The sequence below is a fragment of the Pseudodesulfovibrio sp. 7M6 genome, from assembly GCF_050058625.1.
Taxonomy (GTDB): Bacteria; Desulfobacterota; Desulfovibrionia; order Desulfovibrionales; family Desulfovibrionaceae; genus Pseudodesulfovibrio; species Pseudodesulfovibrio salinus.
The window spans coordinates 2,314,023-2,336,860 of record NZ_CP188816.1; the positions used below are offsets into that span (position 1 = coordinate 2,314,023).

General features: G+C 60.8%; 20 protein-coding genes and 1 pseudogene. 13 read left to right on the plus strand and 8 right to left on the minus strand.

The window, feature by feature from the left end:
* Nucleotides 1-188: 188 nt before the first annotated feature.
* The 3 genes from ACI0FG_RS11020 to ACI0FG_RS11030 all read left to right on the plus strand — a co-directional run bounded on the left by ACI0FG_RS11020 (nt 189) and on the right by ACI0FG_RS11030 (nt 2,560).
* Nucleotides 189-452, plus strand: coding sequence for an RNA recognition motif domain-containing protein (locus ACI0FG_RS11020; protein ID WP_419785050.1), 264 nt, complete (start codon nt 189-191; stop codon nt 450-452).
* 90 nt (nt 453-542) lie between these two features.
* Nucleotides 543-761, plus strand: coding sequence for a translation initiation factor IF-1 (infA, locus tag ACI0FG_RS11025; RefSeq protein ID WP_097011754.1), 219 nt, complete (start codon nt 543-545; stop codon nt 759-761).
* A 140-nt stretch (nt 762-901) separates the two neighbouring features.
* Nucleotides 902-2,560: a DEAD/DEAH box helicase gene (locus ACI0FG_RS11030; RefSeq protein WP_419785051.1), complete on the plus strand. Its 1,659-nt coding sequence runs from the start codon at nt 902-904 to the stop codon at nt 2,558-2,560.
* 70 nt (nt 2,561-2,630) lie between these two features.
* Here ACI0FG_RS11030 and ACI0FG_RS11035 read toward each other — a convergent pair whose 3' ends face one another.
* Entirely contained in the window at nt 2,631-4,910 is a 2,280-nt protein-coding gene (locus tag ACI0FG_RS11035) for a cysteine synthase (RefSeq protein ID WP_419785052.1), read from the minus strand.
* A 152-nt stretch (nt 4,911-5,062) separates the two neighbouring features.
* Between ACI0FG_RS11035 and ACI0FG_RS11040 the strand changes: the two genes are divergently transcribed.
* From ACI0FG_RS11040 to ACI0FG_RS11060, 5 genes are all read left to right on the plus strand, one after another.
* Nucleotides 5,063-6,835 (plus strand): motility associated factor glycosyltransferase family protein, encoded by a 1,773-nt coding sequence (locus tag ACI0FG_RS11040; RefSeq protein WP_419785053.1) that lies wholly within the window; start codon nt 5,063-5,065, stop codon nt 6,833-6,835.
* A gap of 114 nt (nt 6,836-6,949) precedes the next feature.
* Nucleotides 6,950-7,159 (plus strand): hypothetical protein, encoded by a 210-nt coding sequence (locus ACI0FG_RS11045; protein WP_419785054.1) that lies wholly within the window; start codon nt 6,950-6,952, stop codon nt 7,157-7,159.
* A 46-nt stretch (nt 7,160-7,205) separates the two neighbouring features.
* Nucleotides 7,206-7,829 carry a phosphatase PAP2 family protein gene (locus ACI0FG_RS11050; protein ID WP_419785055.1) on the plus strand — a complete coding sequence of 208 codons (624 nt, stop codon included), beginning with the start codon at nt 7,206-7,208 and terminating at the stop codon, nt 7,827-7,829.
* A 3-nt stretch (nt 7,830-7,832) separates the two neighbouring features.
* Nucleotides 7,833-9,455 carry an ArnT family glycosyltransferase gene (locus ACI0FG_RS11055; RefSeq protein ID WP_419785056.1) on the plus strand — a complete coding sequence of 541 codons (1,623 nt, stop codon included), beginning with the start codon at nt 7,833-7,835 and terminating at the stop codon, nt 9,453-9,455.
* 70 nt (nt 9,456-9,525) lie between these two features.
* Nucleotides 9,526-10,185, plus strand: a complete 660-nt coding sequence (locus ACI0FG_RS11060; protein ID WP_419785057.1) for a BON domain-containing protein — start codon at nt 9,526-9,528, stop codon at nt 10,183-10,185.
* Between the two features lie 121 nt (nt 10,186-10,306).
* Here the strand turns inward: ACI0FG_RS11060 and ACI0FG_RS11065 are convergent, their stop codons facing one another.
* From ACI0FG_RS11065 to ACI0FG_RS11075, 3 genes are read right to left on the minus strand one after another with little or no spacing between them, the layout of a single operon-like run.
* Nucleotides 10,307-10,993 (minus strand): aspartate/glutamate racemase family protein, encoded by a 687-nt coding sequence (locus ACI0FG_RS11065; RefSeq protein WP_419785058.1) that lies wholly within the window; start codon nt 10,991-10,993, stop codon nt 10,307-10,309.
* Nucleotides 10,994-11,004: 11 nt separating this feature from the next.
* Nucleotides 11,005-11,331, minus strand: a complete 327-nt coding sequence (locus ACI0FG_RS11070; RefSeq protein ID WP_419785059.1) for an AzlD domain-containing protein — start codon at nt 11,329-11,331, stop codon at nt 11,005-11,007.
* The gene (locus tag ACI0FG_RS11075; RefSeq protein WP_419785060.1) at nt 11,310-12,008 is read right to left on the minus strand and encodes an AzlC family ABC transporter permease; all 699 of its coding nucleotides are present in this window, start codon (nt 12,006-12,008) and stop codon (nt 11,310-11,312) included. Before ACI0FG_RS11075 ends, ACI0FG_RS11070 begins: the two co-directional genes overlap by 22 nt.
* A gap of 140 nt (nt 12,009-12,148) precedes the next feature.
* Here ACI0FG_RS11075 and ACI0FG_RS11080 point away from each other — a divergent pair, with 140 nt between their 5' ends.
* The 5 genes and pseudogenes from ACI0FG_RS11080 to ACI0FG_RS11100 all read left to right on the plus strand — a co-directional run bounded on the left by ACI0FG_RS11080 (nt 12,149) and on the right by ACI0FG_RS11100 (nt 16,273).
* Nucleotides 12,149-13,585, plus strand: a complete 1,437-nt coding sequence (locus ACI0FG_RS11080) for a PLP-dependent aminotransferase family protein (protein WP_419785061.1) — start codon at nt 12,149-12,151, stop codon at nt 13,583-13,585.
* 63 nt (nt 13,586-13,648) lie between these two features.
* Nucleotides 13,649-14,554: an EamA family transporter RarD gene (rarD, locus tag ACI0FG_RS11085; RefSeq protein WP_419785062.1), complete on the plus strand. Its 906-nt coding sequence runs from the start codon at nt 13,649-13,651 to the stop codon at nt 14,552-14,554.
* A gap of 85 nt (nt 14,555-14,639) precedes the next feature.
* The gene (locus ACI0FG_RS11090) at nt 14,640-15,023 is read left to right on the plus strand and encodes a hypothetical protein (protein ID WP_419785063.1); all 384 of its coding nucleotides are present in this window, start codon (nt 14,640-14,642) and stop codon (nt 15,021-15,023) included.
* A 173-nt stretch (nt 15,024-15,196) separates the two neighbouring features.
* Nucleotides 15,197-15,483 (plus strand): annotated as a pseudogene (hgcB, locus tag ACI0FG_RS11095) (mercury methylation ferredoxin HgcB).
* 22 nt (nt 15,484-15,505) lie between these two features.
* The gene (locus ACI0FG_RS11100) at nt 15,506-16,273 is read left to right on the plus strand and encodes a hypothetical protein (protein WP_419785064.1); all 768 of its coding nucleotides are present in this window, start codon (nt 15,506-15,508) and stop codon (nt 16,271-16,273) included.
* Nucleotides 16,274-16,483: 210 nt separating this feature from the next.
* Here the strand turns inward: ACI0FG_RS11100 and ACI0FG_RS11105 are convergent, their stop codons facing one another.
* From ACI0FG_RS11105 to ACI0FG_RS11120, 4 genes are all read right to left on the minus strand, one after another.
* Complete coding sequence (locus tag ACI0FG_RS11105) at nt 16,484-17,497, minus strand: electron transfer flavoprotein subunit alpha/FixB family protein (protein WP_419785065.1); 1,014 nt, start codon at nt 17,495-17,497, stop codon at nt 16,484-16,486.
* Between the two features lie 11 nt (nt 17,498-17,508).
* Complete coding sequence (locus ACI0FG_RS11110) at nt 17,509-18,318, minus strand: electron transfer flavoprotein subunit beta/FixA family protein (protein WP_419785066.1); 810 nt, start codon at nt 18,316-18,318, stop codon at nt 17,509-17,511.
* Between the two features lie 235 nt (nt 18,319-18,553).
* Nucleotides 18,554-20,395 carry a 4Fe-4S ferredoxin gene (locus ACI0FG_RS11115; protein WP_419785067.1) on the minus strand — a complete coding sequence of 614 codons (1,842 nt, stop codon included), beginning with the start codon at nt 20,393-20,395 and terminating at the stop codon, nt 18,554-18,556.
* 344 nt (nt 20,396-20,739) lie between these two features.
* Nucleotides 20,740-22,833, minus strand: a complete 2,094-nt coding sequence (locus ACI0FG_RS11120; RefSeq protein WP_419785068.1) for an acyl-CoA dehydrogenase family protein — start codon at nt 22,831-22,833, stop codon at nt 20,740-20,742.
* Between the last annotated feature and the right edge of the window lie 5 nt (nt 22,834-22,838).

Here is a 22,838-nt window from a genome sequence, read left to right on the forward strand (position 1 = left end):
GAACTACTGAAGTAGTCAGCGACGTCCACGGGGGCGGCACCGGTAATGACCGGACAGTGCTGACATTTGGTGGGCAAGTTGTAGTCTGAAAGAGAAGCTCGCGCGTATCGGTTCATTCTTCATAGGTTCACCTGGGCGGGATACCGCCAATAGTTTTGTTTCTTTTTAATTTTTGGAGTTTTTTTCGAATGGCCAAGAACATCTATGTGGGCAACCTGCCCTGGAGTTCAACGGAAGAGGACGTACGCGCCGCGTTTGAAGCTTACGGCGAAGTCTACTCGGTCAAACTGATCAACGATCGCGAAACCGGCCGTCCGCGTGGCTTCGGTTTTGTGGAAATGGAAGACCAGGGTGCTCTCGAAGCGATCGAGAACCTGGATGGCAGCAGCTTCGGCGGCCGCAACCTCAAGGTCAACGAAGCACGCCCCCGCCCCGAACGTCCCCGCTGGTAGGCGGAGACTATTTGACAGGCACTCGTCGAGCCCGCCCGTAAGGGCGGGCTTTTCCAGTCTCTTAAACATTTTCAGGAGTTTTCCCAGCTTATGGCAAAAGAAGAAGGAATTACTGTTCAGGGCACTGTTGAAGAAGCCCTACCCAACGCCATGTTCCGCGTTGAACTCGAAAACGGGCACACCGTCCTTGCCCACATCTCGGGCAAAATGCGCAAGTTCCGCATCCGTGTTATGCCCGGCGATACCGTGACCGTAGAGCTCTCGCCGTACGACCTCACCCGCGGCCGCATCACCTTCCGTCCCCGCTAGACGTTATTTTTTCCCCGATTCCATTGTCGAATCGGGTACTAGGTGCCATAAAAGAAATTCCCGCGCGCCCTTGTGCGCGGGAATGGCTATTTGCGTCCGCGCCACTGTCTTTGCGCGCTCCTCTTAAAAACAAGGTTGTCATGACTACGTTTCAGGATCTCGGCCTTTCAGCGCCGACCCTGGCGGCCCTCGAATCCAAGGGTTTCGCCAGTCCCACTCCCATTCAGGAGCGGACTATTCCCCTCCTGCTTGCAGGTTCTATAGATATTTTAGGCCAGGCCCGTACGGGAACCGGCAAGACGGCGGCTTTCGCCCTGCCCATCATCGAAGTGGCCCGCGAAAACTGCGGCCATGTCCAGGCACTGGTACTTGCCCCCACCCGCGAACTGGCCATTCAGGTCGCGGAAGAAATCAACTCCCTCAAGGGCGACAAACGGCTGCGCGTCCTTCCGGTTTACGGCGGACAGGATATCCGCCAGCAATTCGCGGCCCTGAAACGCGGCGTGGATGTCGTGGTCGGCACCCCCGGCCGGATCATGGACCACCTCAGCCGCGGCACCCTGCGTCTCGACCAGCTGGACTTCGTGGTCCTCGATGAAGCGGACGAGATGTGCAACATGGGATTCGTGGACGATGTGCGCGAGATTCTCATGTCCGCCAAGCAGGAACGGCGCACCTTGCTCTTTTCCGCCACCATGCCGCGCGCCGTCATGCGCATCGCCACCGAATTCATGGGCGACTTCAAGACCGTGAAGGTGGAGGACGAACCGGCCGACACGCCGCTGATCCGGCACATCTTCCATGAGATGGACAATGCCGACCGCTTCGAGGCCCTGTGCCGGGTCATCGATGCCCAGCCCGAGTTCTATGGTCTGATCTTTACCCGCACCCGCGCCGATGCCGACGAGGTGGCCCTGCGGCTTAATGATCGTGGCTATCCGGCGGAGCCCATTCACGGCGATATTTCCCAGCCCCGGCGCGAGGAAATCCTGAACCATTTCCGCAATCGCAAGGCCACCATCCTGGTCGCCACGGACGTGGCCGCTCGCGGCATCGACGTCCCGGACCTGACCCATGTGGTCAACTTCGCCCTGCCGCAGGACCCGGCCACCTTTGTTCACCGCACGGGCCGCACCGGCCGCGCAGGCAAGGAAGGCATGGCCGTCACCCTCATTTCTCCCGGCGAGTTCCGCAAGCTGATGTTCATCACCCGCAGTGTGGGCATCAAGATCGACAAGGAACAGCTGCCTCGCATCCGCGACGTGATCTATTCCAAAAAGCGCCGTCTCATCGACAAGCTTGAGGCGATCATGGAGGAGAAGCCCTTTGACGCCTATGCGTCCATGGCCCGCGATCTGGTGGCGGAAAAAGACCCTGTCGAGGTCGTTGCCGCCCTGCTGCGCTACAGCTTCGGCGACGAACTGATGGAGTCCAGCTATCGCGAGATCGATCCCGTGGCCAGACAAGGCAATGGCCGGGCGGACATGGTCTGCGCACTGGGCCGTGCCCACGGCATGACGCCCCGGCATTTCGTGGACTTTGTCTGCGAAGCCGCACGGATCAAGCCCTTTTCCATCCAGCACGTCCGGGTTCAGGGTAACCGCACCACCTTCACCCTCCCCCAGTCCGACGTCGAACGCGTCATACAGCGGGTCAATGACCGTGACGGTAAGCCGCTCATATCCAAGGGACAGCCGTTCAAGAAAAAGCCGCCTTTCCGCCGCGACTTCAAAAAGTCAGGCCCGCCCAAGCGTGGCGGCAAGCCCTTCAAGAAGCCGTACAAGCCGAACAAGGACTAACCACCAGACACCCAAAAAGCCCCGGACGCGAAAGCATCCGGGGCTTTTTCATTCCTTCTCATTTTTCAGGCTACGCCCGAAATACCCTCGGCGCCCCGGCGGTATCCTCCATCCGGAATCCGGCCTGGGCGATGCGGTCGCGGAGTTCGTCCGACAGGGCGAAGTCCTTGGCGTCACGCGCCTTCTGACGGTCGGCGACCATTCCCTGCACGGCTGCGGGCAGTTCGCCAAGGGGCAAGGGCATCCGCTCCAGATCAATGATACCCAAAATGTCGTTGACCACCTTCAGCGCCTCCAGGCAGATCCGGGCCGCGGCTCCGGTCAACTCCCCGTTCCCATCAAAGCCGTTGATCTGCTTTACGAAACGGGACAGCACCGGCCAGAAACGATGCAGGGAAAGGTCATTATCAAGCGCTTCCTTGAACCCCGCCTTGAGGTCAAAGACGGCCTGTTCCACCTCGGGAGCAACGTCCTCGCCCCGGGCATCCCGACGCAGGGTCAGCACGGCCGCGCCCTCCTGCACCCGCCGCCAGTTGCGCGCCCACATGGCCAGGTTTTCTTCCGAAACGCACAGCGGTTTGCGCCCGGCCACGGAGAGCATCCAGAACCGCATGGCGCGCCAGCCGCCAAGGGCCTCGGCCACCAAGGCGAGATCGCGATCCGCGGAGTCGGTGGCCTGCTGGCAGACCATCCAGGCCTGCAACTCCCGCCCGGCAGCGGACCAGATGGCCCGCAGATTCTCCAGATGCGGAAAGCGGTGTTTCTCGCTGCCGATCATGACATCGATGCGCGGCAGGGCGACCAGGGCCGTGGCCGCATGTTGCAAAAACCAGCTCGGCCGCACATTGCCCCATTGGGTTTCCAGCACCTCGCCCCGTTTGAGATCGATGAGGGAAGCCCTTTTCAGCAGGGTGAAATCCAAGGGATTGTCCTTGACGTAGGCGTCCAGATCCACGGTACGGCCGCCGGAGACCTTGTCCATATCCATGGCACCGATCTCGCCATATCGTTTGTCGCGGAACACATCGAAATAAACGCTGCGCAGTTTTTCGTAGGCAAGTCCCTTGCCCAGCAGCTTGCGGCAGAGGTCGAGCGCAGCTTCCTCCCCCTTGGAGGAAAGTGGAAAGGCCATACTCCCAGACACGCCCATGTCTGCGGCACGCGCCAACACCGCCTGCCGACGATCTTCGGCAAACTCGGCCCGTCCCAGGTTCGCCGCGCGGGCACCGGCAAGGGTGCGGTCGTCCATGTCCGTCAGCCCCACGGCACCATGCACATCCACCCCGCGCGCGGCCAGATGACGGCACAGCACGTCCAGGATGACCACGCGCCGCCAGGCGTCCAGGCCGTCAACATTGTCCAGGCTCGGCCCCATGGTGTAGAGCCCCAGCCCGGCCCCGGCGCGCAGGTGCTTGTCCGTACCGGTGGCCATGTCGTAAAGGGCCACGGCTCCGGCATCCTTCTGACGGTACAGATGGGTTGAAAGATAACGCTCCCCGCTATCCGGGAAAATAACCACGATGACGCCGGATTCGATGCGTTCGGCCAATTGCACGGCGCCGCCGAAGGCCGCGCCGGAACTCATACCTGCAAAAATGCCTTCCGCTTTCGCCAGCTTGCGGCAATAATCGAAGGCAACCTCGTCCTCCACGTGCAGCACCTCGTCCAGCTGCGTCTTATCGTAGATGCCCGGCGGGTAGGACTCCAGCATATTTTTGAGGCCCTGAATCTTGTGCCCCGCATAAGGTTCCACGGCAGCCACATGGACCTTGCCCATCTCGTGCAACCGCTTGGCAATGCCCATGGCCGTGCCGGACGTGCCCAGGGCCATGACGCAGTGGGTCACCGTGCCGCCGGTCTGATTCCAGATTTCCAGCCCGGTGCCGTTGTAATGGGCATTGATGGAGGCCAAATTGTTATATTGATCCATCAGCACATACTTGTCCGGCTCCTCGCGGGCATAGCGATAGGCCTGCTCAATGGCGCCGTCCGTGGCCAGATGCCCAGGGGTCAGCTCCAGTTCGGCACCGTAGGCGGCCATTATCATCTTGCGCTCTTCGCTGGCCGTCTCCGGCATGAGCAGCTTGATGCGATACCCCTTGATGGCCGCAACCATGGCCAGCCCGACCCCGGTATTGCCAGAGGTGGCTTCGATGATGGTCTTATCTTGGGTCAGCTCGCCCGAGGCCTCGGCCGCCGCTATCATGGCGGAGGCCACACGGTCCTTGATGGAACCGCCCGGATTCTGGGACTCGATCTTTGCCAAAATCTTGACATTCGGATTCGGACTCAGGTGGCGAATCTCTACCAGCGGCGTATTGCCGATGAGGTCAAGCAGGTCCTTATTCATGGCATTATTCCTTAAATTTCGGATTGTAAGCCCTTTCAAAGCACCCCGCAGAGTAGGGCAAAACGGGGCTTCATGCAACTGGCACGCTATCTGCATTTTCAAGGCGACACAATGTCCCGAAATGACAATCGACCGACCCAAAGGATCAAGGCATGACCGCGTATCCCTTTCTCAAGGACAACATCGACTATCTTCAGTCCGTAAACCATCCGGTCTATCAGTGGCTGTCCGCCCAAAAGATCGAACACGAACGGCTCGCGGAAAAAATCTTCATCAACGAGCACGGCCTGCACGACTGGCATATGGACAACGGCAAGTCCATTTTCGAAAGCGCCGTCCCGCAGTTCTTCTACCAAAGCTGGCTGGAGGGAGAAAAACAAGAGACCTCCGCGACCATCATCGTCGGTTCCAGCCTGGGGTACGGCGTCAACCATGTGCTGGCAAACACCCCGGACTCGCACAAGGTCATGTTGCTGGAGCCCCGCCCCGAGATGCTCGTGGCCTGCCTGGGCCAGACAGACTACCGACCGTTCTTCAAGGCCAAGAAATTTCACCTGCTGGTGCCGGATGAAGACTACGTGTACGAGGTCATCCGCAACCTGAACCTCCAGTTCATCTACGGCCAGATCCACCTCAGAAGCGACATTCCCAGCCAGCAGATGGGGCCGGAATATGCGCAATGGTCACGGCAGCTCAAAAACAAGCTGGAGAACTTCTCCCTGGAGCTCTCCACCCTGCGCTACCGCCAGAACGTCATGGTTCAAAACGAGATAGGCAACTTCAGTCGGGCCGTGGCCGACGGCAGCCTGAAAAGCCTTAAAGGCAAGGCGGGCGGCGTGGCAGGAGTCATTCTGGGTGCCGGGCCGAGCCTGGAAAAATTCGTGCCCGAACTCGTGAAGCACCGGAGCCACGTGCTCTACGCCTGCGGCCTGCAGACCGTTCCGGCACTCCAGTCCCTGGGCCTCAAGCCGCACTTCTGCCTGGCCATCGACTACGACGAAAGCCTGCTTCGGCTCTTCGAACGGCTGGACCCGGATTTTGTGCATGACATTCCGCTCATCTACTCCACCAAGATCAACCCGGAGGCGGTCACGCGATACGCCGGACCGACCCTCCCCCTGTGGACCGTGGGCGGCATGGGCACCTTTGTTATGAAGGACGCCGATCTGGTGCTGGACGCGGGCGGAAACGTTTCGGTCACTCTCTCCCGCCTGCTGCGCTGGTGTGGGGTGAACCATCTGCTCATGGTCGGCCAGGACTATGCCTGGATCAACAATCAGTCCCATGCCAAGGGCCACCACAACATGTCCACGTCCATGCACCATCGCTCGTGCAACCAGATGACCAAGGATATGGACGGCAACGAAATTATCACCACCGTGCAGTACATGACCGCCAAACGGGAACTGGAAGACGACCTGCGTCATTCCCCCTTCCCGGTCTACAACCTGTACGGCGGAGGCGCGGTCATCGAACGCACCACCCCGGTGGATATCGAGACCGCATACCACCAGGGGATTCTGGCCTCGGCTCCCGGCAGTGTGGACCGGTTCCTGACCGACCTGATGCACTGCCGCGGCAAGGCGCCGCATCTGCGTCTGGAACCGCGCAGCCCCATGTGGTCCACTTCGCTGCGCAATGTGGAAAAACGGCTGGGCAAGCTCTTCCGCCACCTGAAAGACAACCAGGAAGAGATTCACAAGATATTCGTGAACCTGGAGGTTTTTCTCAATCAGGACCCGCTCTACCTGCCCTACCTCTTCAACGAGACCATCGATCTGGCCGGGCTAACTCGGGCAAAGCGGCACTATGACCCCAAGGATTTTCCGGAGTTCAAACGCATCGCCCGTTGCGTGCTGAAAAAAGTGCGGGAAATCGATCGCAAGGTCTGCCTTGCCGATCTGGATGAAAGCGCCGTTGCCTGACAAGGCGTCTATTCCCAATAAATACAAGTGGTCCGTAGTCCTTTAGGGAATGCGGACCGCTTCGTTTCCGGCACATCTTGATATCCGGGCGGAAAAGTGAAAGAGTGCCCCCCCATGGACGACAACAAACCGTACTTCGATACCGACGGCACTCTGGTAATTCCCTTCGAGTGTTCGGACCACGCCTACAAATATTGGAAGCAGGAAGGCAAACCCTTTACCGACATATTGAAGGAACTCGGCACGGATGAAGAGACCTGGATACGATACACCCATATTCCGTATCCCGCCGAGGAAGACGATACCGGAAAGGCCGAAGACTGATCGGCCACACCTTGCTCCGACACTCAGGATAGCCTACAACACCTCCATGCGTTCATCCCCGACCCTGCACTGGGCCCTGGTCTCCCTGCCCCTGCTCTGCGTGCTGGCCGCGCTCTGGCTGTGCTTCGGCACCGAAGCTGCGGTGGAAACCTATTTCCTGGCCCATGCGCAAAGCCACCCGACTCTGTTCAATACGTTGAAATTCATTACGGACTGGTCCAATCCGGTCTTTTACGTCGGCTATGCCATTGCCCTTTTTCTGGCATGGCGACGGGGCAACCGGGAAACCCTGCGCTTCATCCTGATCCTGCTTTGCGTCCAAGCGGTCATTTCCGCCGCCATCGTGCATTTCATCAAATTCACCATCGGCCGCCCAAGGCCCGGCCAAGGCTGGTATTTCGATCCAATGACCAGCCGGGGCAACTACCACTCGCTCCCCTCGGGCCACACCACCGAGATCATGGGCTGGACCCTGCCCCTGGCCCTGCGCCGCGCGGATATATGGGTCTCCCTGCTCATCGGTCTGCTCATCGGACTGGTCGGTTTTTCCCGTGTCTATCTGAGCTGGCATCACCCCAGCGACGTCTTTTTCGGGTGGCTGCTCGGCAGTTTCGCGGGCTTCGCCACTCATGTCCTGGCCGGTACGGCCTATTTTCGCAACAAGGCCTGACCCATGAAGTTTTTTACCGAGTATCTCTGGCACACCCTGAAAAACCATCCCTGGATCACCATGATCCTGGCCGTGCTGGCCCAGACATGGTTCACCCTGAACAACCGCGCCCTGTGGTTTTCGGACGAGGTCCGCTACGCCGATGCCTACCGCAATCTGGCCGAGCACGGACACTGGATGGTCCTCGCCCTGAACGGGCAGGCCTACCCGGACAAACCGCCGGTCTACTTCTGGTTTCTCTGGCTGCTGGACAAGCTTACCCCTGCCGATCCGCCCACGGTCTTCTTCCTTGGCGCGGCCCTCTCCGGCCTGATGCTGCTGGCTGCGGCCTACAAGCTGGCCCGCACCCTCGAATTCGGCCGATCCGTCTCACTGGCCGCCGTATTGCTGCTGCTCTCCAACTTTTTTCTGGCCGGGCTGTTCCACTACTCGCGCATGGACCTCATGTTCGCGGCTCTCATTATCCTCAGCCATGCCTGCTTCTTCCGGGCCGCACAGTCCGATAATCCGGGACGCCTGCCTCTGTGGGGTTTCCTCCTGGCCGGAGTTGCCACCCTGGTCAAGGGGCCACTCGGATTCCTCTTCCCGCTCCTTACCCTCGCCGTATACCTGATATGGAAAGGCGAACCGCGCAAACTCTTCACCCGCGCCATGGGCAAGGGACTGGCCGCCATGCTCGGCCTGCTCGTCCTCTGGATAGTCGGCGTCATCGCGGTCAAGGGCCCCGGCTTCCTGCTCCACACCGTGCTGGGTCATCAGATTCTCGAACGAGCCACCCACACCTTCCATCACCGGGAACCACTCCAATACTATTTCATAGCCCTGCCCCTGGCGTGGCTGCCCTGGACGCTCTTCCTGGTGGCGGCTCCCGTGGCCAAGATGCTTTCCCCCACCCGGCTGGGAGGGCTCTGGGCCGGAAGAAAGACAGCCGGAGCCCGATCCTTCCTCTGGATCATGTTCCTGACCACCTTCATCCTGCTCTCCAGCCTGAGCGGCAAGGTGCTCATCTACATCCTGCCTATGTTCCCGGCTCTGGCCATTCTCACGGCCGAAGCACTCTTCCGGTTTGCACCGGAAAAAACCGGGCGCTTCTGGAAGGCCGTGGCAGGACTGTGGATCATCCTCGGTCTTGCTCTCATCGTGGGGGGCGATTTCCTGCCTTTCCCGGTGCCGGTGCACGGACTCGGGCTTTCGGCCTGTATCCTCCTCATCGGCGGCGCAGCCATATATACGGCCTCCCGCCACGGCAACCGCTCGGCCCTGCTCGCCTCCACCCTGGCCGTCATCGTCTGGCTCTATCCCGTCGGCCTGCTGGTGGCTCCCTCGCTGGACAATGCCATGAGCCCTCGCAGGCAGGCCCTTATCATCGGGCAGTATGCCGACAAGGGATACACGCCCATGGCCTTCCGGGTTTACTCCGGCATATTCACTTGGTACGCGGGGCACGACCTTGCCGAGACCGACAGTTCGGCAAAGCTCAACGAATGGCTCGCCCAGACGGACAAAGCCGTGCTCTCCGTGCGCAAGAGCCACTACGAGGAATGGAAGGACAAGCCTGCCGGGCTGACCATCATTGATGAGCAGAACATCGCCGGAATGGACTTTCTGATCGTGCTCAAGCAGTGATTTCCCTACCGGCGTATATCGACCTAAACGGTTAGACAAAATCTAGACCTTGCGCTATAGGGGTGAAGTGATGAAATTGTCATTTCGCCATATTCCGCCCCTGTGGCTTGCCGCCATGCTACTGATGGGCGCCCTTTCCGGCTGCGCGCTCTATCCGGCCGTGCAAGTGGCGGGCGGAGCCATGACCGGCTACGATGCCATGGTCATGGCCGACGATTACATCCCCCGCAATTCCGTGGAAGGCGGCTCGCTGTGCGCCATATCCGACCGCACGCTGGAACGCCGCCTGCGCGAAAGGCTGGCCTTGAACAACATGGGAAACGTGTCCGCCCATGTCATTGACGGCAACGCCTACCTGCTGGGCTGCATGGAAAGCCGCGAGCGCGCGGACCAGGCGGTCAAGACAGCCGTCACCGTTTCCGGGTTGCGCACTGTCACCGTAAAATTCTATCCCCTGCCCACCCCGGACCAGCTGCGGGACGACAACGAACTCACCCGAGTCCTGATCGAACGGCTGGCCACAACAAAACGGCTCCGGCAGGCGGACCTGCGCGTTCAGGTCATAGAGGGCAACGCCATCATTGTGGGCAGAGCGCAGGACTACATTCAGAAAACGGCGGCACTGGCCATTGCCCAGGAAATGGGCGGCATCCGAGACGTGGTGGACTATATCCGTGTGCCGGCCCCGATGGGAGAAGCCGCATCCGGCAAAAAAATAGCGGCCAACTGACCGCCCTTTTCCCATCCGCTTTCTGCCACTGCGCCGCTCCCTGAAGCGGCTTTTTTATTTCTACGGCTGCCCAAAAAAAGCGGCCCGCCGGGGAGGACGGGCCGTTTGGAGAGAGATGCGCCTACAGAGCGGCATCAACCGCTCTGGCCGCATGTATGAAACATGTATCAAAGAGAGGAACATCCGTATCGCCGGATTTGATGAGCAGGCCGATCTCGGTGCAGCCGAGGACGATGCCTTCGGCCCCCTGCCCGGTAAGCTCGCCGATGATGCGCAAAAATTCCTTGCGGGCGTCCGCCGAGAAGATGCCCTTGCACATTTCGTCAAAGATCACTCGATCAATCAGCTTGCGATCTTCCGCATCGGGCACGAGGACTTCAAGACCGCGCCCGGCAAGTTTGCCGGTGTAGAAATCCTCTTCCATGGTGAAGGCGGTGCCCAACAGGCCGATACGCTTCAACCTCTTGCCCTGCACGGCGTCGGCCGTGGCATCGGCTATATGCAGCAGCGGGATGGATATTGCTGCCTCCACCGCCGGAGCTACCTTGTGCATGGTATTGGTGCCGATAACGATGAAATCCGCGCCGCCCTTTTCCAGAGTCCGTGCGGCATTGGCCAGCCGCTCGCCAGCACCGGCCCAATCGTCCGCCAGCATAAGCTCGCGGATCTCGGCAAAATCAACACTCGCCATGAGCAGCTTGGCCGAGTGCAGCCCGCCAAGGCGCTCCTTCACGGTTTCATTCATCACCCGGTAATATTCCAGGGAAGATTCCCAACTCATCCCGCCGATCAGTCCAATGATTTTCATTTTCCGCTCCATTATCCGTAAATGTACCGGCCCAAGGCGACCAGAACCATGCCCAGGGCCACAGTCCCGAAAAAGCTGCGGGTGCGCCAGGCCAGCAGGATGGCCGGGATGGAGGCCCACAGGAAGAAATTCTCCAGGGAAAAATCAAATGCCCCGTCCCGAATGACCAGCGAAGGGAACAGCATGGCGGAGAGCACGGCCGTGGGCACATAGGACAGCCAGCGCACCACCGACTCGGGCAGGGTGCGGGACGCCAGGGCCACCATGGGCGTTATGCGCGGCACGCAGGTGACAAGTGTCATGCCGAGAATAGTCGCTATGACCGACGCTTCATCCATGTCTCGACTCCCGCGCCGACAGTGGCGCCCAAAATGGTTGCGATAATGACGCTCCAGCGATCCGCGCCCGATTGCATGAGCGCGATGGAGGCCAGTCCGGTAAATCCGGCGACAAAGACGTGCAGCCCGTTTTTGACCTGCATGGCAAGCAGGGCGATAAACATGGCGGGCAAGGCAAAGTCCAACCCGAGCGGTTTGACGTCCGGGATGGCGGCGCCTGATAAAAATCCGACAAACGAGGCCAGCACCCAGCAGATGTGGGCGATGGAATTGATCAGAAAGGAAACCGGTTTGCTCCGGTCCCCGCGCCCATAGCGGGCGGAGTGCAGGGCAAAGGATTCGTCCGTGACCTCGTAGGCGAAGAAGGCAAGCTGCCACTTGGGCCAGGAGCGCACATACTGGGACAGGGCCGCGGTCATGAGCAGATGGCGCAGGTTGACCACAAAGGTGGTGATGACGATGGCCAGCGGCGAAAGACCGGCCGCGAACATGCCCACGGCGATCAGCTGCGAGGAACCGGCATAGACCAGGAACGACATGAGCAGCGTGGAGAGCATGGAAAGCCCTGTCTTGGCCGCCAACACGCCAAAAGCCGCGCCCACAGGCACATACCCCATGATGATCGGCGCAACCTGCCGAAGCGCCTCGGATAAGGGCGAAACACTCCGCCTCTCCATTGCCGTCTCCACATTCATCGGTTTATTCCCATCCGTTTGTAATTTGCATTCCACTGCATGGCTTGCAGTTAAACGGAAAATCTGTCACCGGTACAGATACAGTTTTTTATTTTTTCAACCATAACAGATTGTGGACTGTCATGCCTGTAGATAACTCGACATACCTGTATCAGACTGTGGAGAAACGTGTCACGGAACTCATCGAGTCCGGGGGACTGGCCATGGGGGACAAGCTTCCCTCGCTGCGGAGCATGAGCCGGGACCTGGGGCTTTCCATCTCCACCGTGCATCAGGCCTATGTGGAGCTGGAACACAAAGGACTGGTAGAATCCCGCCCCCGCTCGGGATTCTTTGTCCGCCGCCGGGCAACGCGGCTGCCGCGCACCGAGACACCTCCGGCCCCCATGGACGAGCCGCGTCCGGTCACCCGGATCGGATTGATCCAGACCGTACTGGAGGCCGTGGGACGGGCCGACGCCGTACCTCTTGCCGTCATAGCACCAGGCGAGGAGCTGCTGCCGCTTGCCGAAATGAGCAAGATACTGGCTGCCGTGGTGCGCGACAACCCACGCCGGGCCATGGGCTACGCCCCCATCCCCGGCGACCCCGACCTGATACGGCAGATCGCCTTCCGCTCCATGGAGTGCGGCATCCAGGTCCGGCCCGAAGACCCGGTCGTCACCGCCGGATGCATGGAAGCCCTCTATCTTTCGCTGCGGGCCACCTGCCGCCGGGGCAATACCGTGCTCATCCAGTCGCCCACCTACTATTGTTTCCTGCAACTGCTGGAAACGCTGGGACTCCGGGCCATCGAAATTCCCTCCAGCCCAAAGGGCGGCGTGAACCCGGCGGACCTGGACCACGCTCTGCGCACCTTCGACATCTCGGCCTGCGTGCTCTCGCCCAATTTCAACAACCCGGATTCCAGCCTGACCCCGGACGAGGCCAAGCGGGAGATCGTATCCCTGCTGGCCGCGCGCGACATACCGCTGGTCGAGGACGACGTGTCCACGGATCTGCATTTTACGCCGAAACGGCCGGGTACCTACAAGCAGTTCGATACAAAGGGGCTGGTCCTGCTCTGCTCCTCGTTCTCCAAGACCATATCCCCCGGCTACCGTATCGGCTGGAGCCTGCCGGGGCGCTTCCGGCAAAAGGTGCTGGAAATCAAGGCGACCACCAATGTCTGCACGGCTTCCCCGGTCCAGATGGCCGTGGCCGAATATCTGCGCCAGGGCCGCATGGAGCGCCACCTGAAGCGGCTTCGGACCAGCATGGAGCAGCAGATGGACACCATGCAAATGCATTTGGAACAATGCTTTCCGCCCACCACGCGCGTCACCCATCCGCACGGCGGCGGCGTGCTCTGGCTGGAGCTGGACCCGCGCGTGGACGGCGTGGAACTCTTTTTCCGGGCCAGAACCGAAGGTATCGCCATTGCGCCCGGTGCCATTTTTTCCACCCGCGACAAGTTCAGCAACTATATCCGGCTCAGTTGCGGTGAACCCGTCACTGAACAGATACAGCAGGGAATAGCCCGGCTTGGAGTCCTTGCGGCCGAAATGGCCGAGGCATGATTTTCCGCTTTACCCCGGCAGGGCGGCGGCGTAGCGTAGCTGCTCCATTTACCAGGATCATTCATGACGCCACGACTCACGACAGACACCGCCAAAGGGTACACCGCCGCGCTGGCCTCCTTTGTTGCCTGGGGGCTTTTGCCCATCTACTGGAAAGGACTGCTGGATGTCGGCCCCATCGAAATCCTCTGCCACCGCATTCTCTGGTCCCTGGTATTTATCGCCATCATCCTGACGGCGCGGCACCGCTGGAACGAGGTTCTGGCCCCCCTGTCATCCCCCCGCAACCTGCTCATCCTTGCGGGCAGCAGCCTGTGTATCGGCTTCAACTGGCTGCTCTACATCTGGTCCGTCAACACCGGGCATGTGGTGGCAACCAGCCTGGGATACTACATCAACCCATTGGTCAACGTCCTGCTCGGTTTCATCTTCTTCCGCGAGAGGCTCAACCGATTTCAGTACGCGGCCGTGGGGCTGGCCGCCACCGGCGTGCTCGTTTCCGTCCTGAGCCATGGCGAACTGCCCTGGATATCCCTGGGGCTCGCCTTCTCCTTCGGTTTCTACGGCCTGCTCAGAAAGATCGCCGCCGTGGCCTCCCTGCCCGGCCTGTTCCTGGAGACCATGGTCCTCGGCCCCGCGTCCCTGGCCTATCTGATCTACCTGCACCATGTGGGTGAGCTTGGTTTCCTCTCCATTTCAACGCGTGCGGACCTGCTCCTGATCGGCGCTGGCCTGGTCACCTCCCTGCCGCTCATCGGTTTCGCCTTCGGTGCCCGCCGCCTCCACCTCTCCACCCTGGGCATTCTGCAATACGCGTCGCCGTCCATCGCCTTTCTCCTCGGCGTGTTCCTCTACAAGGAACCCTTCGGCGTCAGCAATCTGATTACCTTTAGCCTCATCTGGACCGGGCTGGTCCTCTACACGTTCGATTCGGTGCGCGCCCTACGCCGCAACCGAAGCGCCCACTGATCCTTCCCGGTTCCTCCACATCCACACACACTTAACGCAGGCCTCTTTCATCGTATATCGTCGATGAACGATAAAGGAGCACTGTATGGAACTGATTCCACCGCTTGAAGACGAGCAGGTTTCTGAAGCGTGCAAGGCATTCAGGCATCCGGCACGCCTCGCCATCTTCCGCCACCTCTTGACGGAAAACCGTTGTGCTTGCGGACGAATTTTCGAGATCGTGGCCTTTCTGCTGTCAGGTTTCGGGCCGGACATATTTTCACTGGGCGAAGCTTGGCGGCGAGGACTGGCCGTACCCCTCTCATCCATTCTCGGCATCCTGTCTGGAACCGTAGCTGTGCCCATTGCCTTGCCAGCACTCCGTTTTCACCACTTTTTCCTCAAGGGTGCAGCCACAGGGGCCATCTGCGGATTGTTGAACCTGACCGTCGGTTCAACGCCGTCCGAACTGATCGCACTCTGGCTGTAGACCGTCACCCTTGCGGCCTACCTGGCCATGAACTTCACCGGCTCGACACCCTTTACCTCCTTGTCCGGCGTGGATCGAGAGATGCGACATTCTCTGCCAATCATGGGCATCACGGCCTTGGCAGCCACACTGCTCTGGCTGGCAGCGCCATTTCTCTCATGAGGGGCTTGACCATGAACCAATTCAGACACCTCGAAAATGTGGCCACACTGGATTTCGACTAGGATAAATGCGTAGGCTGCGGTGCGTGCGAAAATGTCTGTCCCCACCGCATCTTCCGCATCCAGGACGGCAAGGCCGACCTCGTGGACCACGAGACCTGTATGGAATGCGGGGCCTGCGCCCTGAACTGCCCGGCCGGGGACATATCAGTCAAACCGGGCACAGGAGCGCCACCCTCATTATCCAGACATGGCTTTCCAGGCTCACGGGTCGCAAAATTATGGGAGACTGTTGTTAAGCGTCCGTGTTACGGAGTTTCCATGAAACTCAAAGTAGGCATTCCCTTTGCCAAGCACGGCCGCATCACAGAGGCCACGCTGAAAAGCGTCCGTCAACTGGCCCAGTGCAAGGATTTCGAAGTCGAGGTTACCTCCCGCCAGGGGAGCAACGTGCCCCGCGCCCGCAACACCATGATCAACGGCGACAGATCCAGCGCTGTCCGCCAGAAGCTGGAAGGGTTCGACTGGTTCCTCTGCGTGGATGCGGACACCGGCTTCACCCCGGACCACGTGCGCAGGCTGCTCGCGCACGACAGGGACATCGTCTCCGGCGCCTATGTGCACAAGCATGATGCGACCCGCATCGTGGCCGGGTGGTGGACCAAGGTGCCGGGTCTCTCCCTGATGGAGGACCGGGTAAGTCTGGACCGCACCGGTCTTTTTCCGGTGGACTGGGCTGGTGCCGGATTTCTGCTCATCCGGCGCGAAGTGCTCGAACGCACTCCCTTCCCCTGGTTCTCGGCCATGGAAGTGCACTACAAGGTGAATGACGTGGAATGCGCGCAGGTCGTGAGCGACGATCTAGGGTTCGCCATCAAGATGGGCGCAGCGGGCGAGACCATCCTGCTCGACGCCGACTGCCGGGTGGAGCATGTGCCCCACCCCAACGAACGCAATCCCGCAACCGAACTGAGCGACGCCCTCAATGGATTGCAGGAGAATCGGGATACCATCATCCGGAACGTCCAGAGCATGATCGAAGAGAACAAGCGGCTCAGGCTATTGCTTGAGAAAAGCCAAAGCGGATAAGGAAAAATCAGAGAGGGAAGCCGCCTGCGGCGGGATTGTCGGGTGTTTTCGTCTCCCCCGGACCGGCTATACCTTTGAGAATCCATTTTTCGCCTTCGGCGAGTTGGAACAGCACAGAAAACGCCCCGGAAGCGAATGCTTCCGGGGCGTTTTTATAATCGGGATAGGCACCCTTCAACAGGGCAGCCGTTTTCAGCTTCGTATGTGGGACTAGCCAAGCAGTTCGTTAACCTTGGCCATCAACTCGAAGGCGTCGGCAACGTACAGCACGTCGCATTTGCCCTGGGCCCAGCCGCAGGAAGCGTCGGTGTTGATGGCGCGGCGTTCGCCGATGAAGCGCCAGCCGACCACATGGGGTTCCTCACCATGGCAGCAGGTGGAAAGGCCCTTGGCGTGACGCGGAGAAGCGCCGGTCTGGCCGACCTGATGCATGTGGGTGAGGAAGGAGATGACCGAACCACCCTCGCCCGAGATGTCCACCAGGGACTTGGACGAACCGAGGGACGACTTGGTCGCGCCGAGGAAATCAAGGATGAGCTTTTCAGCCACATCAACGTGCACGCCGCCGTCGGCCTGCTTCTTGGTCCAGCCTGCACCGGCGACCAGAAGCGTTGCGGCATCAGGACGAATGGTTTGCTCGTCCTCGGATACGCACTCCATACCGAGAGACTTGGTGCGCACAGCCGAGAAATCGGCGGACACGGCTTCGACGGAAGCGCTGCCCGCGCCCTCGAAAGCGGCCGCGCAGCCGGAATCGACCGTCACGATCCAGGGTCGTTCCTCCCGGGTCAGGGTGCCTTCCATGCGTTGGCGATAGAACCACCGCTTGGCAACGGGCTTGCCGTCCTTGGCTTCCAGAGCGGAAAGATGGGTATCCACCCGGCCTTCCAGACGCACAGCCAGACCCGGCAGGGCGCGGCTCAGGCGTGAGGTGGCGGGAGCAACAACCATCTCGGGATTCACGGCCTTGGCCAGCGCCTCGGCGGCGGCCAGGTCGGAAGCGTAAATACCGTCATTCAGAATGGCATCGGTAACCGCGTAGAATTTCGCGCCGCATCCGGCAACAGAGTCGGCGGCAGCGGCAACATCGGCGCCGAAGAGGCCCACGGCCAGCTCAGCGCCCATGCCCTCGGCCAGATTACTGGCAGCGGTCAGGGTTTCCAGGGCGACCTTGGAAAGGACGCCGTCGCATTCGGTGTGTGCAATATAAAGTATGGTGCTCATGGTCCGTCCCCCTATGCCTTCAGCCATTCGACGATTTCACGGGCCATATCCTCAAGCGGAGCGTCCTTGACCACGCGGGTATCGCGCCGCTGCTGCGGCACCTGGACGGCTTCGAACTTGAGGGACGTGCCGGAAAGGTCGGCGGGTTTGGCCTGCATCAGGGCGGGCATGTTCTTCTGCATGTTCTGCATACCGACCTGCGGGTTGTTCGGCGGCTCGGGCAGCTCACCGGTGGCCCAGCCCATGACGGCCGGAGCACCGTCCACCACGGACTTGAGGTACGCGCCGCCTTCCACACGCTCCAGGACCTCAATGGACCCGTCGTCGCCAACGACGATCTTGTCCACGCCCTGGAACTGCTCGGTGACGCCAAGCATCTCGCCCACCATCTGCATCACCGCGCCGGAGCCGCGGGAAGCGGACTGCCAGCCGCCGAAGAGCAGCATCTTGGACTTGTCCAGACCGGCAATGCCGTCGATGGTTCCAGCCAGCGTCTTGGCGGTCTCGAAGGCATCGATAAAACCGGAGGCCGAACCGTCGGCCACGACCAGCTGGAACGGGGCCTTCTGGGAAACGGCCATCATCACCTGCTGCAACTTGGCCTTGGGCCCCAGTGCAACCAGCCAGACCTGGGAACCGGGATTATTCTTGGCAAGATTGGCCGCCTCATAAAGGGCGTGACCGGCCCAGGGGTCGAGCACGGCGGGCAGCATCATCTCGTTCTGCAGCACAGGTCCGGTCGGTCCGACCTGCGGCGCTAGGGTCTGGAGGGGGTCCGGAACAATGGACCCGCAGACCACGATATGGAATTCATTACCCATGCAATATCTCCTTGATTTCATCGGCGACGACTACGCTTCCCCGTCGCCTCGCTTTCTTTCGTACCGGAACGAATCGATCACCGGTTCCGGCTACTTGCTTAGCCTGTTCAAAAATAGTCGAGTGCGAGGCACAAGGAGAAATCAAACCGCAGCGTATGAACAATACGTGAGGATTTGATTTCCCCGCAGCAACGAAGCAATCGGCTGTTTTTCAACAGGCGGCTCTCGTCATACATTAATTTTCTACAGAGTGCAGCCCACCGGAACCTGCCCTGAATTGGACATTGGTCCGTTCCTTGTCCCTGGGACCGGACTTGCTGCAATTCCACATACATGCGCCGCAGTGTACACACTTCTCGCGATCGAAAAGCGGCGCGCCGCCTTCGGGATTGGTGTGGATGGCCTGCCCGGAGCACGCCTCGACGCACACCTGCTCGCGGCAGGCGGCACACAGCGAGGGATTGAGGAACCGGACGTGATCCCCATAGCCGGGAGCGGCCTGCACCTTGCCGCCCATGAGCAACGCATCCTGGTGCGAGACCAGCAACTGGCCGTCCAGCGGAATCTCGGGCCAGCCCACGCGGTTCATGAGCGCGTCATGCAGGCTGGAACCCTTCTTGGCACACTGCTCTCGGATTTCCTTGATCTCGCCCTCGGCAATGTACCCCTTGTAATATTCTTCTATGGTCGGGATGCGATCCTGCGGCTTGATGGAGGTGCCGGACATGTTCAGCCTGCCATTGGTCAGGCCGGTCATTCCCATGCCGAGGAATCCGCGAAGCACCGACCGGGTGAAACCGTCGCGCGACTTCTCGGCCACCTTGGCCTCTTCCTCCACCCAGGATGCCCGGCGGCGCGCCACATAGCCCGCCTCAAGGTTTTCCTTGGTAAAGGGCTTGCCTGCCTTGAGCAGTTCCAGCACGGCCTCGCCCAGTTGAACGCCTGTGGCCCAGGCCTCGTCCACGCCCGAGCCGGACAGCGCGTTGGTCGAGCCCGACCCTTCGCCAATGCGTGCAAAACCGTCGCCGCACAGCAGGGGCTCGCCCTGTTTGCCGGACTCGTCCAGGGACTTGGCGCCCCAGGAACGCAGGGTGCCGCCCTGCAACCGCTTCCACAGATACGGATGCTGCATCCAATGCTGCATGTAGCGGTAGGCCGTGCGCACCGGATTGTCGAACCAGGAAGGAACGAAGATGCCCAGCGAGGCCACGTTGCCGGGGTACACGTACAAAAAGCCGAAAATTTCCGGTTCCGGGTAGCCGATGGTATGCAGGACCGTGCCGGGCTGCCAGTCGCATCCCTCGGGCAGGTCCACCACACACTTCATGCCCACGGCCCACTCGCGGCGGTGATGCCCTTCCGGCATTCCCAGCTCACGATCCAACTGCTGCCCCACAGGACCGACCGGACCATCGGCCACAACGGTCAGCGCGGCCTTCATGTCCATGCCCGGCATGAATCCGGCACCCGGCGTGCCGTCCTTTTCCACACCCTGGTCGGCCATGCGCACGCCCTTGACTGCACCATCTTCCAACAGCGGCTCTGCTACCGGGCTGGAAGGCCAGATCTGGGCCAGGCCGGTGCCCATCAGGTTGCCGCCCACCCACTGGTTGAACTGTCCCAGAGACATGACCATGCCCGGATGCTTTTCCAGAAACGGCGGAATCCACGGCAGTTCGAACGCGCCGTCCTTCATCCACCGGCCGAGCAGCTTGTCCGCAAGCTTGAACGCCTTGGGTCGGCGACTCGCGCCCACCGGGTCGGACAAATAGAGGACCTTCTCCTCCACCACCTCATGTGCCATGGGAATCTGGGACAAATCCAGGTCCGGGAACGAGGCCCGAATGGCCCGCCCCTTGGTGACCACGCCCGACACGCCGAAGCCGATGTCGTCCGCGCGCTCATAGCAGATTACCTGCGGCGGCATACCCGGCATCGCCTTGGAATCGGCAACGGGCGTACCGTCCTCATTCATCAGGCCGCGCGTCAGCGTGGTCAGAAAACCTCCGGCAGCAGGGCCGAAACCGACACAGACGATATCTGTCTCCATTTCGGCACGAGGCGTTTCATCTGTCATTGTGGTGCCTCCGGCGGCCGGGGGAAGGGGAGAGGGAAACCCTTTTCAAAGGGTTTCCCTCTCCCCTTCCCCCGGACCCCCATCCCCTCTTCCTTCCTAAACTTTTTAGATCCGCTTCGCGGGGAGGAAGGTGAACGGGTAAAAAAAGAAAAACCCGTTCCGGGTGGGGTTTGGGTTAGCGTTATTTTCCAGGCAAAAGCACGAACTCCCGGCTCATGCCCCCACGCCGCCATATTTTTATTTCGCTCCCCTCCATACCGGCAGGCGGCGTGGAACCAAAAAATTCTGGAAGGGAAAGCGCGAGAGGGGAACCTCTTGAAAGCGGTTCCCCTCTCGCATCTTCGTTAACCTATCGGGTAGTCCAGGGCCTCGGGGATCATGACCTCGGTGAGGGCGTTGCCCGCGCGGTCCTTGGCCATACGGCTGCCTGCCATGAACTGGTCGACCTTGGCACGCAGGGCCTGGAACTGAGCCAGTGCGTCGGCATCGGCAGACGGAGCGTCCGGGCTGACGAGCTTGCAGGCGGTGAAGCCGTAAACCATCTCGGAGCAAATGCGTGCCACCTCACCGGCGGCACGGGCACACTGCACGTGACACAGGTCCTTGTAGAAGGCGGTCAGGTCATCGATACCCTCGGCCAGCGTCATGGACATGGGGCCTTTCTCGATGAGCTCCATGATGTCGCAGGCCAGGAAGTACGGGCCGAGCAGCCAGCTCAGGGCATCGGACATGGGGAAGGTCACGCCCTGCCGCTTGTTGTGGTAGAGCTTGCGGCCTTCGGGGTCCGTGGCGTTCTGCAGATACTGCATCGTGTACTGCCACAGCTCCATGGCACCGGCCAGCACGTGGCCGCCCAGACCGGGCACGTTGTCGCCCGCCTCATGCATCTGTTTGATCCAGGCGGAGAGCGTGTGCTGGAAAACGTCGCTGCCCATGGTCATGGTCAGATGACGGCGCTGCACGGCCTCGGGGCCTTCGTAGGTGGCCTCCAGCTGGCAATCGGTCCACTTCTGCATCAGGAAACCGGGGCAATCCTCGGTGATGCCGTAGCCGCCGACCAAAGCGACGGCCTCGCGCATCATGTTGGCGCCCACACCGGTGTTCCAGAGCTTGACGCCCGGATTGAGGATACCGGCCAGGGCTTCCATGTATGCGTAGGAAACCAGGGTGTCGGACTTGAGTTCCTCGTAGCGGGCCTGATCGCGCTCCGCAGCAGGAGTGTACTCCAGATCGATGAATTCTTTTACCTGATCCCCGATCTTGCGCAGGGCAGCCATCTGTTTGCGGACGGAGGTCACGCCTTCGGCCTCAAAGTAGGCCTCCTTGGCCTTCTCGATGGGATCAAAGGCATCGGCCAGACGCGAGGCGGCAAAGGCCAACGAGCAACCGGCCTCGCCCGCAGCCCAGACATCCAGCAGACGCTGCAGGGCGTCCTCGTTCATCTGAATGCCCTTGTCGAAACGCGGGGAACCTTCCTTGGCGGAATCACCGCCCCGGAAACGGTTGCGGTGGTAACGGATGACCGGCTCCACCGTGGAAAGCAACTTGGCCGAGGTCATGAGCCCGACAGGGATGCGGGTGCGGTGAAAGACCGAACCGATGATCTCGGAGTGGTTGTATTTGGGCACGATAACCCCGTCCACCACGTCATAGCCGCCGATGATGCGGGAGGCCGGAACCTTGAGGTTCAGCACGGGATCGCGGGTGGAGGAAAGCTGATGGACCATCTTCAACGTGGGCGCGCCACGGTCGAAGGTGCCTTCGTCGGTATCCTCCAGAATGACCATGAAGGAGCCCTTGATGCGCTCGTCACGCGACTCTACGGCCGCAGTGACGAAGTTGGCGAAATCCATGTTGGTGATGAACCGGCCGCGCTTGTCGATCTGGAGCATGGGCTCCTCGCCCTCTTTCCATTCGGCAACGGAGGCCTTGCCGCAGAGCACGCCGGTGTCAACGCCGACGTAGGGCAGCGGCTCGGTCAGGGCGAATGCGCCCCGCCAGATTTTGCGGTCCTCGCCCGGCTGGGGCGGAACGCACTTGGACATGTAATAGTCGCGCTGTTCCGGCGTGCCCTTTTCGTGGATGGGAGCCAGGGCCAGGTTGGAGGCGAGCGAGCAGGTGGCCGCACCGGCATCCACCCAGGACAGCTCATAGGCCACCAGGGCCAGGGCCAGGTTCTTGGGACCTTCGATGAAACCGCCCTGATGCGGGTCCATGAACAACGCGGTCAGGCCGGACTGGTCGAAGGCGCTCAAGAGCTCGCTCTTCTGGTCGGTCCACTCGTGGGTGTTGCGCGCGCCCCCGGCAACCAGTTTGGCTACGGTGGAGCGGGCGATGGAACGGGCGGACTGGACGGACATCTGGAGATCGAACCGGTCGGCAAAACGCCACATGATCTGGCGGACGTCGTCTCCCGGCAGCGTACGGAGTGTATACATTGAAC